Raw genomic sequence first — 16,636 nt, 5'->3', positions numbered from 1 at the left:
CCCGTGGCGCGGCAGGTGGCCCGCCGGTGGACGCACCGGCGGACCACCACCCGTCACGACGTCGGCACGGAGTACGTGCGCTTGACGTCACCGGACACGATGCCGTCCGGCGTCCGGCTCGACACCGTCAGCTCGAACGACCCGCCGGGTGTGTAGGTGAACCGCGCCTTGCCGTCCTCGCCGACCGGGACGACCGTCGGCGCACCGAACGAGATGGACCACAGCACCTCGTGCGAACCGGGCAGCGCCGGTGTCACCACGAACTCGACCGGCTGGTTCGGTCGTGCCGTCACCGGTCCGCCGTCCGGGAACTGCGGGCTGGTCACGGTGGGCAGCAACGGCTTCACCTGGAACATGTACGACTGCTCGTCGGTCTCGAAGCCGCTCTCGGTCACGCCGCGCACGTAGAGGTAGTGGTAGCCGGGCTTCTTGGGCGCCCACTGGACCTGCGTGCCCGTGGTGGTCTGCCACGGATCGCCGTTGAACCGGTACTTGTACGACACGACGGGGATCCGCGGCGACGAGAACGTGAACATCCCGGCTTGGCCAGGAGCGCCCTGCGGCTCGTACTTGTAATCGTTGCTCGTCACCGTGGGTGCCGGTGCCTCGGCGACGACCGTGCCGTCGCCCCAGCCGGACCGGACGCCGGCCGCGTTGACGCTCGCCACCAGCACGTCGAGGTAGCCCTTGGTCGTCGGCGTGTACTCGAACGTCAACGAACCGTCCGCGGCCGCGGGCAGCACCTTCTCGGGATCGTCGCCGATCTTGTACACATAGGACACAACGCCGTCCCTGTTGGGCGACACGGTGATCGTGCGCTTCTGGCCGACGATCCCGTCCCACGGGTCGACGTCGACCCACGGCCGCAGCTGATCGACGTAGAAGCTCGTGTCGAACACACCGGACTTGGTGCCGGCGCTGTCGACCGTCCAGACCTTCAGGTAGTGGTACTCGCTGCCCGGCTCGGTGAACAGGAACGTGTGGCGAGCCTTGCGGTCCTCGCCGACGGGCACCGTCTGCTCCTGGCCGCTGTCGAGCTGGTAGACGAACCGCGTGGCGCCGTCCTGGTTGGCGTTGAACACGACCTCGCCCGGCGTGCCGAGCTCGAACTGCGGGAGCTGCACCCACGGCCCGGTCGTGCGCACCCAGTACCGGTAGGTCCTGGTCTCCGACCGCAGCCCGGCGCGGTCGAGGGAGCGGGCCTGGATCGAGACGGGGCCGTCGGTGGTCGGCGTGATCGTGATCGTCGCCTTGCCACCGGGAGCGTCCGCGTTGACCCGGCCGGACGGGATGCCGAGACCGTCGTACTCGAACGCGACGACGTCCGTCACGCCGTTCGCGTCGAAGGTGAAGTCACCCGGCATGCCCTCGCCGCCGTCACCGGGCGGGCCGCCGTTCTCCCGGTAGGTGGTCGAGGAGATCACCGGCGGGGTGGCGGGGGCGGTGACGTCAGCGGTGAATCGGCACGGCGCGGACCACTCGGAGTTCGTGAACCCGTCCTCGGTGCGCACCGCGAACGCGTAGGTGCCACCGTCCTGGACCAGACCCGCGGGGAACAGGGTGTCGACCACCCCGGGAGCCCAGGGGGCCACGACCTCGGTCCGCTGCTCCGGCGCGTTCACCGGCCAGAACGCCACCCGCCCGCTGACACCGCCGTTGTCGGGGTCGGCGTCGTGCAGGGTCGCCTTGACACGCGGCGTGAGGCTGGGGATGACGGGCGTGGTGGTGCCGTTGCAGCTGTGGATGTCGATCTTCAGATCGGTCGGCGTGCCCGGCGGCGTGTTGAACGTCGCGTTGAGCCTTCCGGTCGGCTCGTAGGCGCGGCCGTACTCGGCCTCGCCCTGGAACTGCTCGGCGATCCGGAGCGCGAACGTGATCGTCGTCTGGCCCTTCTCCAGGGCCTGCTTGACGGGCTCGACGACGTTCCAGGTGACCGCCTGCGACACGCAGTCCTGGTCAGGAACCGGGTTCGGCGCGACGTTCGTGATCTCCGCCGGCTGGTGCGCCCAGGTGATCTTGTCCTGCGGCTGCACGACCCACAGCTGCGTGGAGCGCGGCTTGGTGCAGTCGTTCGCGGCCTTCTCCGGCGTGCGCAGGTTCGCGGTGAACAGCTGAGTGCCCTTGAACCGCGTGATGTCGAAGGTGAGGTACGACTTGCCGATGTGGTGCTTGTCGTCCCGCCAGGCCCCGACCCTCTGGTCGCCTGTCGTGATCTCCTCGTGCGGCCGCTTGGAGTCGGTGGTCGACCACTTGACCGGGAGGGGCATCGCCCAGTTCGGTTGCTGGGCGGCGTTCGCGGTGCCCGGTACCACTACCACGAGCCCTGCCACGAGCGCGGCGACGAGTGCCCCGGCGCCACGCCGGGGTCTGCCAGACGTTCTCACTGATCCCCCTAGAGACGAACTTCCGCGCGGATCGTGTCATCTCGGATCGCGGTTGTCACCGGGGTTCAGCGGAAGATCTCCGCTGCTGAGCGCAGGGTCACGGTGCCGCCGGGGTGGATCATCGCGCTGAGCAACCGGTTGTGCCGCGCGATGATCTGCTCGGCGGTGAGCCCGGCCTCCTGGTCGCCGTTCGCCGCGGTCGAGTGGCCGTCCTCGACCAGCACCACGTCCAACCCGTGGCTCACGGCGGACCGCGCGGTCGCGTCCACGCAGTAGTCGGTGCCCACCCCGGTCAGCACGACGGTGTCGAAGCCGTCGAGGACCTCCGCGAGAGCGCTGCGGTAGAAGCCGTCGGTCGCGCTCTTCTGGACGACGATGTCGTTCGGCTGCAGGCGAAGGTGCGCGGAGAGCCGCGTGCCGGGTGCCTCTGGCGCGAACATGGCGCCACCGATCTGTTGCAACGCGACCACCGGCACTCCGCGTTCGCGTGCCCTGTCCGCGAGTTCGGCGATCCGGTCCGCCAGCTCCTCGCCCCGCCACATGTGGGGGATCAGCACTTCCTGCATGTCGACGATCACCAGCGCCGCCCTCATCCGGCCACAGTATCTCGATTGGCGGCGCGCCGATGCCCGTCTCGGGCAGGATGGTGACGGCACAACATCAACATGGGGGTTCCGTGAAAAGAACTATTGTTGTCCTAACTGCTGTTCTGGCCGCTCTTGGGATCGCTCCCACGGCCAACGCCTCGTATTCCACGTCGCTCGTGGTGCTCGGCGACTCCTACGCGTCCGGCACGGGGGCGGGCGACTACCAGGACGGAACGGCCGGCAACTGCTGGCGCAGCAACAACTCCTACGGCGAACAGGTGGCCGCCCGGCTGCGCGCCGCGGGCAGGCTCGGCTCGTTCGCGAACGTGAGCTGCAGCGGTGCCGCGACCGCCGACTTCTCCCGTCCGTTCAAGGACCGCCCGGCCCAGCTCGACGCCCTGAAGCGCGACACCGGCCTCGTGCTGCTCACCGTGGGCACCAACGACATCGACTACTCGACCTACGGCGGCACGTGCATCCAGGCCGACTGCACCGGCGCTCCCACGGACGCGATTCTGGCCAGGCTGCCGCAGATGGGCAGCAACGTCACCGCTCTGCTGACCGAGATCGGCAAGCGCAGCCCGCACGCCCGCGTCGTTCTCGTGGGCTACGGCCGTCAGGTGTCCACTTCGGACAACCCTCCCGGCGCCACTCTCGACCCGATCTGCGGCGACGGCATCCTCACCACCGCGGAACGCCGTGAAGGCAACAAGGTCGCTGACGGCCTCGACGCGACGCTGCGCTCGGCGGTGACCGCGGCCCGCCGCGCGGGGGTGTTCGTGACCTTCTCCAGTCCGTTCTCCCGCCCCGACACCTTCAACGGCCACGCGCTGTGCGAGTCGGACACGCCGTTCCTGCGCGGCTTCGACGCGCTGGCGCCCGGTCAGGAGGGCCCGGAGGCGGTGTTCCACCCGAACCAGCAGGGACAGACGGCCCTGGCGACGCTCGTCCGGGCTTACTGAGCCGGACTTGCTGGGCTGAACGGCGGAACGCTCTGCAATGGCTTTGAGGCAGAGCGTTCCGCCCCTCTGGTGATGGACAGCGCCGGACCGGGCGAGGATCGTGCAGCAGGTGGAGCAGGTCGTCGAGATGACGGACTTGGACGAGGCGCACGAGGTGCTGAGCTCGGCGTACACGCGGTTGCGGTTCAACAGCGGAGCGCGGAGCCCGTCGCTGCGGCTGGAGTCGCGCAGGCTCGGGCCGGTCCGGTTCGACCAGCTCCGCGGTCACATCGGGTTCGAGGCCCTGGGTGATCCGCTCGATGCGTACGTCTTCGGGCATCTGACGTCCGGCCGGCTCTGGTACACCTCGGACGACGAGGACCGGTTCGTGGCGTCCGACGACGTCTTCCTGGCGATGCCTCCCGGCCGGCCTTTCACGGTGGGCGCCGAGGACCCGCAGGCGTCCATGGTGGTGTTCGGCCAGGACGTAGTGGACGAGGTCGCGGACGACGTTCGCTTCGATGGCTGCAGTCCTCTCTCGCCTGGTGCTGCTGCTGTGTGGCGGTCGACGATCGAGCATTTGCAGAACCAGGTGCTGCCGATGTTCGAGAGCCACCCTCTTGTGGTGGCGAACGCGATACGGCTGTTGGTCGCCACCACACTCGCGACGTTCCCCAACAGCACGCTGGTGGAGTGGACGGCCGCAGAACGCCGTGATGCGCACCCTCGGACCGTGCGGCGCGCTGTCGCGTTCATCGACGACAACGCCACGAAGGACATCACCGTCGCTGACATCGCGCGTGCCGCACGCGTGTCCATCCGCGCAATACAACTCGCGTTCCGCCGTCACCTCGACACGACGCCGATGGCTTACCTCCGACGCGTGCGCCTCTCGTGTGCCGATGCCGACCTACGCGCCGCGAACGGAACTGTCACCGCGATCGCCGTCCGGTGGGGGTACGCCCGCGCGAGTGTCTTCGCCGCTCACTACCGCGCCGCCTACGGTGTCTCGCCATCGCAGACCTTGCGGTCAGGCTGACGCACTTCGTTTTCCCGGTCCCGCCTTCGTTTGCGCTGCTATCGACGGGCCGCCGCGGTGCGGTGAGGTGGACCCCCGCTCTTTGAGGTGAGGTCCGATGACCGGCTGTGAGACCAGCCCGTTCGCCGTGCAGACACAGCGCTCGGGCACCAGTTTCGTGGCCACGTGCCGCGGCGAGATGGACGTGACGACCTGCGACCTGTTCTTCGCGGCGGTGCTGCCCGGCATCACCGACACCGCGACCAACCGCGTGTCCGTCGACCTGGCCGAGGTGACCTTCCTGTCGGCCAGTGGCCTGCGCAGCCTGCTGCTCCTGCTGTGCGCCGCGCACTACAACGGCAAGTCGTTCGACCTCCACCGCACCCAGCCCCAGGTGCGCCGCGTGCTGGACCTGTTCGGCTTCACCACCTTCAAAGCGGGCCTTGTGTGGGAGGCAACCATGTCGCCGAGGGGCCGCGCTCACTAGCTTGACCAGCTATGTTGCTCCCGCTGGCACTAGTACTCGCGCTGACGTCGCCCACGGCCGCGGTCACGGTGCCGGTCACCGTGCCGGGCGCTGAACGTCAGCAACTCGCCCGCCTCGCCGACCTCACCACCACCGGCACCACGCAGTCCGGCCACACCGACCCGGCCGACTGGGCGGGCCTCACCAGCGCCACCCTGCCCGCACCCTCCGCCGTCCCGGGCATCCAGATCGACGGCTACTTCCCGGACACCTCCAGCACCAACACCAACCACGGCTGGCAACACGACTCGCAGTTCGTGCTCAGGCTGCCGGACCGCTGGAACGGCGGCCTGGTCGTGACCGGCGCCCCCGGCGTGCGCGAGCAATACGCCAACGACCGCGCCATCTCCGACTGGGTCCTGTCCCGCGGCTACGCCTTCGCCGCCACCGACAAGGGCAACACCGGCGCGCAGTTCTACCGCGACGGCCGCGCGATGGAGGAGTGGAACCACCGCTTCACCCAGCTCACCCTCGCCGCCCGCACCGCCGTCCGGTCCCGCTACGGCCACGCCCCGCGCCGCACCATCGCCACCGGCATCTCCAACGGCGGCTACCTGGTCCGCTGGCAGCTGGAGAACCGCCCGCACCTCTACGACGGCGGCGTCGACTGGGAGGGGACACTGTGGACGGTCGACGGTCCGAACCCGTTGACGTTCCTGCCTCCTGTGCTGCGCGCCTACCCGGCCCATGTCGCTGGTGATCCCTCTGCGCACGCCGCGATGGTGGCGGCCGGTTTTCCCGCGGGTACGGAGTTCTTGTGGGACTACCACTACCGCTACTACTGGGACCTCACGCAGCGGATCTACCGCGAGGAGTTCGATCCTCGGTTCGACGGTGAGCTGGAGGCCGGGGTGCCGTTCTGCGCCTCCGGGACGCCTTCCTGCGACGCCGACTACTCGTATGCCGCACGACGTCGAATCGCAGGGCCCGCGGTGTCCCGCGTTGGGTTGACTGGGCGGGTTCAGCGGCCGTTGCTGACGGTGCACGGGACTTATGACGTGTTGCTGCCGATCAGCCAGGATTCGGACGTGTACGCGGCTATGACGCCTGATCGGCTGCATCGGTACTACCGGGTTGAGCAGGGCACGCACGTGGACGGGCTCGTGGACGCTTATCCGGATCGGTTGCGGCCGTTGGCGCCTTGTCACCGTTCGGCGTTCGTGGCTTTGGAGCGGTGGCTGGACGGGGTGGCGCCACCGGCGTCCGCGACGCTGTCACGGCCGGCCGACGTGTCGACCTGCCCGCTGTCGTGATCCAATCGGGGACGTGGCCACCATCGAGTACGTCCTCGGCGACATCACCGAGCAGGAAGTCGACGTGATCGTGAACGCCGCCAACTCCTCCCTGCTCGGCGGCGGAGGCGTGGACGGAGCGATCCACCGCAAGGGCGGCCCGGAAATCCTCGCGGAATGCCGCAAACTCCGCGCCGGCCACTACGGCGGCGGCCTCAAAACCGGCCAGGCCGTCGCCACCACCGCCGGACGCCTGCCCGCACGGTGGGTCGTGCACACCGTCGGCCCGGTCTGGTCGGCCACCGAGGACCGTTCGGAGCTTCTGGCCGACTGCCACCGCAACTCGCTGCTCGTGGCGGCCGAGCTCGGCGCCAAAGCGGTGGCGTTCCCTGCCATCTCCACCGGCATCTACCGCTGGCCGGTCGAGGACGCCGCCGAGATCGCGCGCGCCGCGGTGCAGGACGCGCCGGTCGAGCTGGTCAGGTTCGTGCTGTTCGACCAGGCGGCGTACAACGCCTACGCGCGGCCGTAGTCCGCGATCTCGTACCCGACGAACACGATGTGGTTCGGGCCGAACTTCACCGGGCCACCGTGCTCTCCCTGACCAGCAACGAGAACGGCGTCTGCACGTCGTCCAGCACCAGATCAGGCGACCCGACCCGTGCATGCAGCAGATCGACAGCCGCAGAAGCGATAGCCGCTTTGTCCGGCGCGATCGACGTCAACGAAGGGGAGCTGTAAACGCTCTCCTCGTTGTTGTCGAACCCGACGATCGCCAGGTCGCGCGGCACCCGCACGAACCGTTCGGCAGCGGCCCGCATCGCGCCGATCGCCAGCAGGTCGTTGAAGCAGAACACGGCGTCGGGTGGGTTCCGCATGTCCAGCAACGACTTCATCGCCGCGGCACCGTCCGCCCGGTGGTAGTTCAGGGCAGGCACCACGAACGACGGGTCGAAAGCCAGATCAGCCTCGGCCAACGCCGCGCGGTAGCCCTCGAGACGCAGCGCGGCGGTACCGCGTTGGGGGTGGGCGCCGATCGCGGCGATTCGGGTGCGGCCCAGCGAGATCAGGTGGCGGACGGCGGCCATGGAGGCGGCCACGTTGTCGATGCCCACGCGCGAGATCGGGACGTCCACGGCGTGCTCGCCCAGCAGGACCGCGGGGACCGAGAGCTGGAAGTCGTCCGCCTGGAGCGCTTCCGGGCTCAGGATCGCGGCGTCCACCAGGTGCGGGCCGAGTGAGGCCAGGGCCAGGCGTTCGCCGGACAGGGTGCCGAAGGTCTGCTCGATGAGCACGTTCCACTCGTGTTCCTGGGCGGCGGCGATCACCAGGCCGGCCAGTTCGGCGAAGTAGGGGATGGAGAGTTCGGGGAGGACCAGGGCGATGAAGCCCGTGCGGCCGCGGCGCAGGTTGCGGGCGCCCAGGTTGGGGCGGTAGCCGGTGGCCTCCAGGGCTGCTTCCACGCGGCGGCGGTTGTCGGGTTTGACGAACGAGTAGCCGTTGACCACGTTCGACACGGTCTTCACCGAGACGCCCGCCAGCCGGGCGACGTCCTTGAGCGTGGCCAACGCAGCCTCCAGAAAAAGTACCGGGAAAAGTACCGGGAACTCTCGGTCTTTACATCGTTGGAACAACGATGCAAATCTAGCGGTGAGAGCGCGTCCACGCACAGCCCGTGTATGTAGGAGCCAACGATGTCTCGCATCCTGCTGATCGCCGTCACCGCACTGCTCGTCACGAGCTGCACCAGTAGAGAGAGCCCCACGACCGCGTCCAGCGGTGGGCCGGCCGCGTCGGCCGCACAGCAACAAAGCGCTGGTCCGGGCTGTGCGCGGAGCAAGATCGGGTATCCGCAGATCGACGTGAAGGGTGCGATGGTCGGCTTCTCCCAGTCGGAGAAGGAAGCGAACCCGTTCCGCACCGCGGAGACGCAGTCGATCAGGGACGAGGCCGCGAAGCGGGGCGCCGAGCTGCTGTACACGAACGCGCAGAGCGACCTGAACAAGCAGATCAGCGACATCAAGTCGCTGATCGACCGCGGGGCGAAGCTGCTGATCGTGGCGCCGCTCAACTCCGACGGCCTGCAGCCCGCGTTCGACGCGGCCAAGGCCAAGCAGGTCCCGGTGATCACCATCGACCGCAAGGTGACCTCGCAGCCCTGCACGGACTACCTCACGTTCATCGGCTCCGACTTCGTCGAGCAGGGCAAACGGGCCGCGCAGCAGATGATCAAGGCGACCGGCGGCACCGGCAAGGTCGCGATCCTGCTCGGCGCGTCGGGCAACAACGTCACCACCGACCGGACCAAGGGCTTCAAGGACGGGATCGCGGGCACCAGCGGCCTGCAGGTCGTGGCCGAGCAGACCGGCGAGTTCGACAGGTCCAAGGGCCAGGCCGTGATGGAACAGCTGATCCAGAGCCACCCGGACATCACCGCCGTGTACGCGGAGAACGACGAGATGGGCCTGGGCGCCGTCATCGCTCTCAAGGCCGCGGGCAAGCAGCCGGGCAAGGACATCAAGATCGTGTCCGTCGACGGCACGCGCAACGCCGTGCAGCTCGTCGCGGACGGCAGCTACACCGCGGTGGTCGAGTCGAACCCGCGCTTCGGGCCGCTCGCGTTCGACACGCTGGAGAAGTTCGGCAAGGGCGACGAGATCCCGCAGAACATCGTGATCTCCGACGACGAGTACGACAGCACGAACGCCCAGCAGAAGCTCGGCAATGCCTACTGATCCGGTGATCGAGGTCGCCGGCGTCACCAAGACCTTCGCCGGCGTCCGCGCACTCGACGACGTGGACTTCACCCTCCACCGGGGCGAGATCCACGCGCTGGTCGGTGAGAACGGCGCCGGCAAGTCGACGCTGATCAAGGTGCTGACCGGCATCCACACCCCGGATGCCGGTCGCGTCGAGCGTCACGGCCACATCTCCACGATCTACCAGGAGGTCAACCTCGTCCCGCTGATGAGCGTGGCCGCCAACCTGTTCCTGGGCCGCGAGCCGCGCAACCGGTTCGGCCTGATCGACCGCGCCCGCCGCGACGCCGAAGCCTCCGAACTGCTGCGCGGCTACGGCATCACGGCGGACGTGCGCAGTCCACTCGGGACACTCGCGGTCGGCGAGCAGCAGATGGTGGCGCTGGCCAGGGCGGTCGAGGCGGACGCGGACGTCGTGATCATGGACGAACCCACGTCGTCGCTCGAACCGCGAGAGGTGGAGACGCTGCTCGACGTCGTGCGCAAGCTGCACGAGGAGGGCATCGCGATCATCTACGTCAGCCACCGGATGGACGAGCTCTACCGGATCTGCGACGCCGTCACGGTGCTGAGAGACGGGCGGAAGGTGCACAGCGGTCCTCTCAAAGAACTTCCGCGCATCGAACTCGTCTCGCTGATGCTCGGCCGATCGGTCGGCGAGATCGAGCAGCACGGCACCACGGCGTTCGGTGAAAGTCACCACGCCGACACCCAGCCGGTGCTCGAAGCACGGGGTCTGACCAGCAAGCCGCGCATCAGGGGCGTCGACGTCTCGATCCGGCCCGGCGAGGTCGTCGGCCTCGCCGGCCTGCTCGGATCGGGGCGCACGGAGACCGCGAAGGCGATCATCGGCGCGCTCCCGCTCGACCACGGCACCGTGCTCGTCGCGGGCAAACCGGTACCGCACAACGTGAAGGCGGCGACCAGAGCCGGCATCAGCATGCTGGCGGAGGATCGCAAGACGGAGGGGATCATCCCGAACCTGTCCGTGCGCGAGAACATCGTGCTGGCCGCGCTGCCGAGGCTGAGCAGGTTCGGCGTGATCAGCAGGTCCAAACAGGACCGGATCGTCGACACGTTCGTCAAACGCCTGCGCATCAAGGTTTCCAGCCCCGAACAGAAGGTAGCGGAACTGTCCGGCGGCAACCAGCAGAAGGTGTTGCTGGCCAGATGGTTGTGCACCGAGCCGAAGATCCTGCTGCTCGACGAACCCACGCGCGGCATCGACGTCGGCGCCAAGGCGGAAGTGCAGGCGCTGATCGACGAGCTCGCGCGGGAAGGCCTGGCGGTGCTGCTGATCAGTTCCGAACTCGACGAACTGCTCGACGGCGCGGACCGGCTCATCGTGCTGAGGGACGGGGAGGTGGCGGGTGAGCTGGAGGGAGCCCAGCTCACCAGGGAACACGTGCTCGAGGCCATCGCGGCGGAGGTGATCGATGACGCAGACAGCCACCACGGCAGCCACCAGAACAGCCACTAGGACGCGCTGGTTGCAGGACAACGGTGTCTACCTCGCCGTTGCCGTCCTGCTGCTGTTCAACGCCCTGTTCACGGCCAACTTCCTGACGCTGGGCAACGTGACCACCCAGCTCGTCCAGGCCGCACCCGTGCTGATCGTCGCGCTCGGCATGGCGCTCGTGATCGGCACCGAAGGCGTCGACCTGAGCGTCGGCGCGGTCATGGCGCTGGCCGCCGCGATCATCCCGCTCTACCTCGGCGCCGGTCCGCTCGTCGCGATCACGATGGCGCTCGTGGTCGGCCTGCTGGCGGGAGCCTTCAACGGTTTCCTCGTCGCCAAGGTCGGCATCCAGCCGATCGTCGCGACCCTCGCCCTGCTGGTGGGCGGTCGCGGCCTGGCACTGGTCATCGCGAACGGCCAGCTGGTCCAGCTGCACGACCCCACGTTCCTCGCGCTCGGCACCGACGACGTGCTCGGCATCCCGATCAGCGTGCTGATAGCGGGCTTGCTGGCGATAATGGTCGCCGCTCTCACGAACCGCACGACGTTCGGCCGCCAGCTCGTCGCGATCGGCGGCAACCGCAAGGCCGCCACACTGGCCGGACTCCCGGTCAACCGGGTGCTGGTCGGCGTCTACGCCATCTGCGGCGTGCTCGCGGCGGTCGCCGGCGTGCTGGCCACCTCCAGGCTCGCCGCCAGCGATCCTGCGGACATGGGCCTGCTGATGGAACTGTCCGCGATCACCGCGGTGGTCGTCGGCGGAACCCCGCTCACCGGCGGCAAAGTGCGCGTGCTCGGCACGGTGTTCGGCGTGATCCTGATGCAGCTCGTCCGGGCCACCCTGATCAAGCACAACCTGCCGGACTCGATCGCGCAGATGATCCAGGCCGCGATCATCATCGCCGCCGTGTACGTGGCACGGGAGCGCCGATGATCACCGCAACCACTCCGGCTGTTCCCAGGGCGGCGGCGAGGACCAAGGTCCTGCAACGCCAGGGCGCCGCCGTCGCTCTGGTGCTGATGGTCGCGGTGTCCTGGCTGGTCTTCCCTCGCTTCGGCAGCCTCGACAACCTGCGCGACCTCGTCCTGCAGGGCTCGTTCCTCGCGGTGATCGCGATCGGCATGACGTTCGTGATCATCACCGGCGGCATCGACCTGTCCGTCGGCTCGCTCTACGCCCTGGGCGGCGTGCTGGCGGCCTGGGGCTCGCAGTACGGCTTCCTGGTCGCGCTGGCCCTGCCGTTGCTCGTCTGCGGCCTGATCGGGCTGATCAACGGCCTGCTGATCGCCCGCACGAACATGGCGCCGTTCATCGTCACGCTGGCATCGCTGCTGTTCGCCCGCGGACTCCTGCTCGCGATCACCGACGAGGGCTCCACCACGTACAAGATCGCGGGAGACAGCGCGTTCGTCGAACTGGGCCGGGGCACGGTGCTCGGCTTCGGTTATCCGATCTTCATCGCGGCGGTGCTCGCCGTCCTCGGTGGAATGGTCCTGAACCGCACGAGCTTCGGCCAGAACGTGTTCGCGACCGGCGGCGCGGAGCAGTCCGCGGTCCTGCTGGGTGTTCCCGTCGCCAAGACCAAGATCCTCGTCTACACGATGAGCGGCACGCTGGCGGGTCTCGCCGGCGCCCTGACCGCCGCTTATCTCCAGTCCGGGGTCACGGTCATCGGCGTCGGCACCGAGCTGGACGCGATCGCGGTGGTGGTCATCGGCGGCACCCTGCTGACCGGCGGCATGGGCACGGTCCTCGGCACGGTGATCGGCGTCGGCCTGATCAAGGTCATCCAGAACGTCATCAACCAGATCGGCACGCTCGACAGCAACTACCAGTCAGTGGTCAGCGGCGTCTTCCTGCTCATCGTCGTTGTCCTGCAACGGATACTCCGAAGATAGGAGAGCCATGACCAGACGCGTCCTGGGCGTGTTGGTCTCGATCCTGATCTCAGCGACCTTCCTGACGCCAACAGCGCATGCCGTGGAGTGGGTACCGAAAGTCCCTCCGCTCTCGACACCCTGGACCTCCCAGGTGTCGCCGACGAACGCCCTGCCCGAGTACCCGCGCCCGCAGCTGGTGCGCACCGAGTGGCAGAACCTCAACGGTGTCTGGGAGTTCGCCGGGGCGCCGAACCTGAACAGCCCGCCCATCGGCAGGCCGCTGGCCGAGGGCGTCCTGGTGCCGTACCCGATCGAGTCCGCTCTGTCGGGCATCAAGCGGCACGAGGACAACATGTTCTACCGCCGCACCTTCACCGTTCCCTCCACCTGGAACGGCCGGAACGTGCGGCTCAACTTCGGTGCCGTGACCTGGGAGACCAGAGTCTGGGTCAACGGCAGGCAGGTCGGCACGCACACCGGCGGCTTCGACGCGTTCTCGTTCGACATCACGCCCGCGCTCCAGGCGGGCGCGAACGAGATCGTCGTCGGCGTCAGTTCACCGGTGGACGGCAGCCGTTACCCGATCGGCAAGCAGCGCCGGAACCCGAGCGGGATCTTCTACACCGCGGCGTCGGGCATCTGGCAGACCGTGTGGCTGGAACCGGTGCGAGCCGCGAACATCACGCGCCTCGACACCACTCCGAACGTCGGCGCGGGCACCCTCGACCTGGTCGTGCAGGGCACCACCGGGCAGTCGCTCACCGCAGAGGTGCTCAGCGGCGGACAGGTGGTCGGCAGGCAGACCGGCATCACCGGCAACTTGCTGCGGGTGCCGGTGCCGAACGCCAGACTGTGGTCGCCGGACGACCCGTTCCTCTACGACCTGCGCGTGACGCTGGCCGGCGGGGACGTCGTGACCGGCTACTTCGGCATGCGCTCGCTCGGCAAGGCGATGGTCGGCGGCGTCATGCGGCCGTTGCTGAACGGGAAGTTCGTCTTCCAGAACGGCACGCTCGACCAGGGCTACTGGCCGGACGGCATCTACACCGCGCCGACCGACGAGGCGCTGCGCTTCGACCTCGAACGCCAGAAAGCCCTGGGGTTCAACATGGTCCGCAAGCACATCAAGGTCGAACCGGCGCGCTGGTTCTACCACGCGGACCGGCTGGGCCTGATGGTCTGGCAGGACATGCCGTCCGTCGACTCGATCGACGAGGCACCGAACTCGCACGCCAACTACGAGTCCGAGCTGCGCCGGATGATCGACCAGCTCAAGGGCATCACGTCGATCGTGCAGTGGGTGCCGTTCAACGAGGGCTGGGGCGAGTACGAAGCGGGCCGGATCGTGAACCTGATCCGGTGGATCGACAACACCCGCCTGATCAACCACAACTCGGGCTCCAACTGCTGCGTCTCGGACCCTGATCCGGGCAACGGCGACATCATCGACGACCACGCCTACCAGATCACGACGGCGAACCGGCTTCCCGACGCCACCAGGGTCGCGATGCTCGGCGAGTTCGGTGGCCTGGGCCGCAGGGTCGTCGGCCACGAGTACCAGCCGGGTGCGGGATTCGCTTACGGCGCCTTGTATCCGGACGAGCAGTCGCTGACCAAGCGGTACGAGGAGATCGTCAAACAGGTCGCGCGCCTGGTCCACACGCGCGGGTTGTCCGCAGCGGTCTACACCGAGCCTTACGACGTGGAGAACGAGGTCAACGGCTTCTACACCTACGACCGGCGCGTGCTGAAGATGACCGAGGCACGGGTGCGGGACATCAACCTGAAGGTGCTGGCGGTCGCGAAGGGCACCTCGGTGGGCCCGGACGACCTGGCGTCGTTGCGCGTCACCACGTCCGGCTACACCGACCGGTACCTGCGCCATCAGGACAGCCTCGCGCGCACCGACGTGATCAGCACGGACCTGGGCAGGCTGGACGCTACGTTCCACGTGCGTCCCGGTCTCGCCGATGCGGCCTGCTACTCGTTCGAGGCGCGGAACTTCCCGGGCCAGTTCCTCAGGCACAGCAACGGACGCATCCGCACGGACGTGAACAACGGCACGATCGCCGCCGATGCCACGTTCTGCGCACGAGAAGGCTCGGGCGGCACCGCGCTGGAGTCGTTCAACGTGCGTGGTTCGTTCGTCCGGCACTACAACGAGGGCGTCTACCTGGCGCGCTCCGGCGGCCCGAACCCTTGGGACACGCCGAACTCGTTCGCCGCGGACACCACCTGGGCGATCGGCGTCGCGTTGTGGCACAGCGGCGCGGACCTGCCGGTGGACCAGGCCAGGTCGTTCCGGGTGACTACGCCCGGCTTCACGGATCGCTACCTGCGGCACCGCGACGGCCTGGCGCGCACGGACGTCGTGACGAGCACGAGCGACGGCCTGCTCAAGGGCGACTCGACGTTCGTGATCAGGCGCGGACTCGCCGACCCGACCTGCTACTCGCTCGAGTCCCGCAACCTCCCGGGCAACTTCCTGCGGCACGCCGACTTCCGCGTTCGCCTGGGCACCAACGACAACACCGACCTGTTCCGCCGTGACGCCACGTTCTGCGCCCAGCCGGGCAACGGTGGCGTGCGGCTGGAGTCGGTCAACGAGCTCGGCACCAACATCCGGCACTACCAGGAGGAGGTCTGGGTCGCCTCGAACGGCGGCGCGCACACGTACGACAACCCTGCCTCGTACAACCAAGACGTGAGCTGGGCCGTGAGCTCACCTTGGGCACCGTAGGAGAGAAAACATGCTGCTACGCATAGTTTCCGTGTCCGCGATCGTGCTGAGCACGATCACCGTCCCTGCCGCAGCGGCGTCGACCGAGGTCGTCGACGCCATGAGCCGCGACTTCGGCATCACCGCCGCGCAGGCGCTGACCAGGATCCGCGACGAGAAGGTGGCGCTGAAGATCGCGCCGGCCGCCCAGGAAGCCGCCGCCGACGCATACGGCGGCAGCTGGTTCGCCGACGGCAAGCTCCAGGTCGCGGTGACCGACCCGGCGAAGGTCGACGCGGTCAAGGCCGCAGGCGCCCAGCCGGTGCTGCGCACGAAGACCTTCGCATCGCTGAACGCGGTGAAGAACGGCATCGACAGACTGTCGAAGGCCGGTTCGGTGTCCAAGGACGTCGCCGGGTGGCGGGTCGACGTCCAGCGCGGCGCCGTGGTGGTCGACGCCCTGCCGGGTGCCGACGTCTCGGGGCTGCCCAAGGACGTCGTCGTCAACACCGAAGGCGTCCAGCGGCCGCAGCCGTTCGCGGCCGGCACCGTGGGCGGTGACCCGTTCTACACGGGCAACGTCCGCTGCTCGATCGGCTTCTCCGTGCACGGCGGCTACGTCACCGCCGGGCACTGCAACGTCGGCGCCTGGAACGTCTACGGCTGGGACCGGTCGTGGCAGGGCGAGTTCGTCGGCTCTTCCTTCCCCACCAACGACTACGGCTGGGTCCGCACCGGCGGCGGCTGGTGGAACGTCCCGGTCGTGCTCGGCTGGGGCCAGGTGAGCGACGCCCTGGTGCGCGGCTCGTGGGAGGCCCCGCCCGGCACCTCGGTGTGCCGCTCGGGCTCGACCACGCACTGGCACTGCGGCGTGGTCCAGGGCCGCAACGAGACCGTGAACTACCAGCAGGGCGCGGTCTACGAGATGGTCGGCACCAGCGTGTGCGCCGAGCCTGGCGACTCCGGTGGCTCGTTCATCACCGGTGACCAGGCGCAGGGCGTGACGTCCGGCGGGTACGGCAACTGCTCCGGCGGTGGCCGCACGTGGTTCCAGCCCGTCAACGAGATCCTGCGTGTTTACGGGCTGACGCTGCTGACCGCCTGATCGGCCGATGACCGGTTGATCTGCT

Annotated in this window: 14 protein-coding genes; 11 read left to right on the top strand and 3 right to left on the bottom strand. The window is 68.5% G+C overall.

Translation table 11 applies throughout. The annotated features are described in order from the left end of the window. Nucleotides 1-53: 53 nt before the first annotated feature. Nucleotides 54-2,384 (bottom strand): hypothetical protein, encoded by a 2,331-nt coding sequence (locus tag ACWGE0_RS05315; RefSeq protein WP_452259660.1) that lies wholly within the window; start codon nt 2,382-2,384, stop codon nt 54-56. A 65-nt stretch (nt 2,385-2,449) separates the two neighbouring features. Further along, nucleotides 2,450-2,977, bottom strand: coding sequence for an isochorismatase family protein (locus tag ACWGE0_RS05310; RefSeq protein WP_452259659.1), 528 nt, complete (start codon nt 2,975-2,977; stop codon nt 2,450-2,452). Between the two features lie 83 nt (nt 2,978-3,060). Between ACWGE0_RS05310 and ACWGE0_RS05305 the strand changes: the two genes are divergently transcribed. From ACWGE0_RS05305 to ACWGE0_RS05285, 5 genes are all read left to right on the top strand, one after another. After that, complete coding sequence (locus ACWGE0_RS05305) at nt 3,061-3,933, top strand: SGNH/GDSL hydrolase family protein (RefSeq protein ID WP_452259658.1); 873 nt, start codon at nt 3,061-3,063, stop codon at nt 3,931-3,933. A gap of 109 nt (nt 3,934-4,042) precedes the next feature. Continuing rightward, nucleotides 4,043-4,951: an AraC family transcriptional regulator gene (locus ACWGE0_RS05300; protein WP_452259657.1), complete on the top strand. Its 909-nt coding sequence runs from the start codon at nt 4,043-4,045 to the stop codon at nt 4,949-4,951. A 97-nt stretch (nt 4,952-5,048) separates the two neighbouring features. Then, on the top strand, nt 5,049-5,417 hold the full coding sequence (locus tag ACWGE0_RS05295) for an STAS domain-containing protein (RefSeq protein ID WP_452259656.1): 369 nt from the start codon (nt 5,049-5,051) through the stop codon (nt 5,415-5,417). An 11-nt stretch (nt 5,418-5,428) separates the two neighbouring features. Beyond that, the gene (locus ACWGE0_RS05290) at nt 5,429-6,709 is read left to right on the top strand and encodes a prolyl oligopeptidase family serine peptidase (protein WP_452259655.1); all 1,281 of its coding nucleotides are present in this window, start codon (nt 5,429-5,431) and stop codon (nt 6,707-6,709) included. Between the two features lie 13 nt (nt 6,710-6,722). Further along, nucleotides 6,723-7,220 carry an O-acetyl-ADP-ribose deacetylase gene (locus ACWGE0_RS05285; RefSeq protein WP_452259654.1) on the top strand — a complete coding sequence of 166 codons (498 nt, stop codon included), beginning with the start codon at nt 6,723-6,725 and terminating at the stop codon, nt 7,218-7,220. A 46-nt stretch (nt 7,221-7,266) separates the two neighbouring features. Here ACWGE0_RS05285 and ACWGE0_RS05280 read toward each other — a convergent pair whose 3' ends face one another. Continuing rightward, nucleotides 7,267-8,256 carry a LacI family DNA-binding transcriptional regulator gene (locus tag ACWGE0_RS05280; protein ID WP_452259653.1) on the bottom strand — a complete coding sequence of 330 codons (990 nt, stop codon included), beginning with the start codon at nt 8,254-8,256 and terminating at the stop codon, nt 7,267-7,269. Between the two features lie 126 nt (nt 8,257-8,382). Between ACWGE0_RS05280 and ACWGE0_RS05275 the strand changes: the two genes are divergently transcribed. The 6 genes from ACWGE0_RS05275 to ACWGE0_RS05250 are packed head-to-tail and all read left to right on the top strand — an operon-like array spanning nt 8,383 to nt 16,611. Then, nucleotides 8,383-9,423 carry an ABC transporter substrate-binding protein gene (locus ACWGE0_RS05275; protein ID WP_452259652.1) on the top strand — a complete coding sequence of 347 codons (1,041 nt, stop codon included), beginning with the start codon at nt 8,383-8,385 and terminating at the stop codon, nt 9,421-9,423. Next, nucleotides 9,413-10,927, top strand: a complete 1,515-nt coding sequence (locus ACWGE0_RS05270) for a sugar ABC transporter ATP-binding protein (protein WP_452259651.1) — start codon at nt 9,413-9,415, stop codon at nt 10,925-10,927. Before ACWGE0_RS05275 ends, ACWGE0_RS05270 begins: the two co-directional genes overlap by 11 nt. Beyond that, nucleotides 10,884-11,840 (top strand): ABC transporter permease, encoded by a 957-nt coding sequence (locus tag ACWGE0_RS05265; protein WP_452259650.1) that lies wholly within the window; start codon nt 10,884-10,886, stop codon nt 11,838-11,840. The genes ACWGE0_RS05270 and ACWGE0_RS05265 overlap by 44 nt, the downstream gene beginning before the upstream one ends. Beyond that, entirely contained in the window at nt 11,837-12,805 is a 969-nt protein-coding gene (locus ACWGE0_RS05260; RefSeq protein WP_452259649.1) for an ABC transporter permease, read from the top strand. The genes ACWGE0_RS05265 and ACWGE0_RS05260 overlap by 4 nt, the downstream gene beginning before the upstream one ends. 7 nt (nt 12,806-12,812) lie before the next feature. Further along, nucleotides 12,813-15,527 carry an AbfB domain-containing protein gene (locus ACWGE0_RS05255; protein WP_452259648.1) on the top strand — a complete coding sequence of 905 codons (2,715 nt, stop codon included), beginning with the start codon at nt 12,813-12,815 and terminating at the stop codon, nt 15,525-15,527. A gap of 10 nt (nt 15,528-15,537) precedes the next feature. Continuing rightward, on the top strand, nt 15,538-16,611 hold the full coding sequence (locus ACWGE0_RS05250; protein WP_452259647.1) for a S1 family peptidase: 1,074 nt from the start codon (nt 15,538-15,540) through the stop codon (nt 16,609-16,611). Nucleotides 16,612-16,636 lie beyond the last annotated feature (25 nt).

It is taken from the genome of Lentzea sp. NPDC054927 (genome assembly GCF_053610285.1).
The sequence above is the reverse complement of the archived record's forward strand: the minus strand, read 5'-3'. Positions and strand labels throughout refer to the sequence as shown.

Bases quoted from the DNA above. Each gene is read 5' to 3' on its own strand.
- ACWGE0_RS05310 (WP_452259659.1), bottom strand. From the start codon at position 2,977: ATGAGGGCGGCGCTGGTGATCGTCGACATGCAGGAAGTGCTGATCCCC.
- ACWGE0_RS05295 (WP_452259656.1), top strand. From the start codon at position 5,049: ATGACCGGCTGTGAGACCAGCCCGTTCGCCGTGCAGACACAGCGCTCG.
- ACWGE0_RS05290 (WP_452259655.1), top strand. From the start codon at position 5,429: ATGTTGCTCCCGCTGGCACTAGTACTCGCGCTGACGTCGCCCACGGCC.
- ACWGE0_RS05275 (WP_452259652.1), top strand. From the start codon at position 8,383: ATGTCTCGCATCCTGCTGATCGCCGTCACCGCACTGCTCGTCACGAGC.
- ACWGE0_RS05270 (WP_452259651.1), top strand. From the start codon at position 9,413: ATGCCTACTGATCCGGTGATCGAGGTCGCCGGCGTCACCAAGACCTTC.
- ACWGE0_RS05265 (WP_452259650.1), top strand. From the start codon at position 10,884: ATGACGCAGACAGCCACCACGGCAGCCACCAGAACAGCCACTAGGACG.
- ACWGE0_RS05260 (WP_452259649.1), top strand. From the start codon at position 11,837: ATGATCACCGCAACCACTCCGGCTGTTCCCAGGGCGGCGGCGAGGACC.
- ACWGE0_RS05255 (WP_452259648.1), top strand. From the start codon at position 12,813: ATGACCAGACGCGTCCTGGGCGTGTTGGTCTCGATCCTGATCTCAGCG.
- ACWGE0_RS05250 (WP_452259647.1), top strand. From the start codon at position 15,538: ATGCTGCTACGCATAGTTTCCGTGTCCGCGATCGTGCTGAGCACGATC.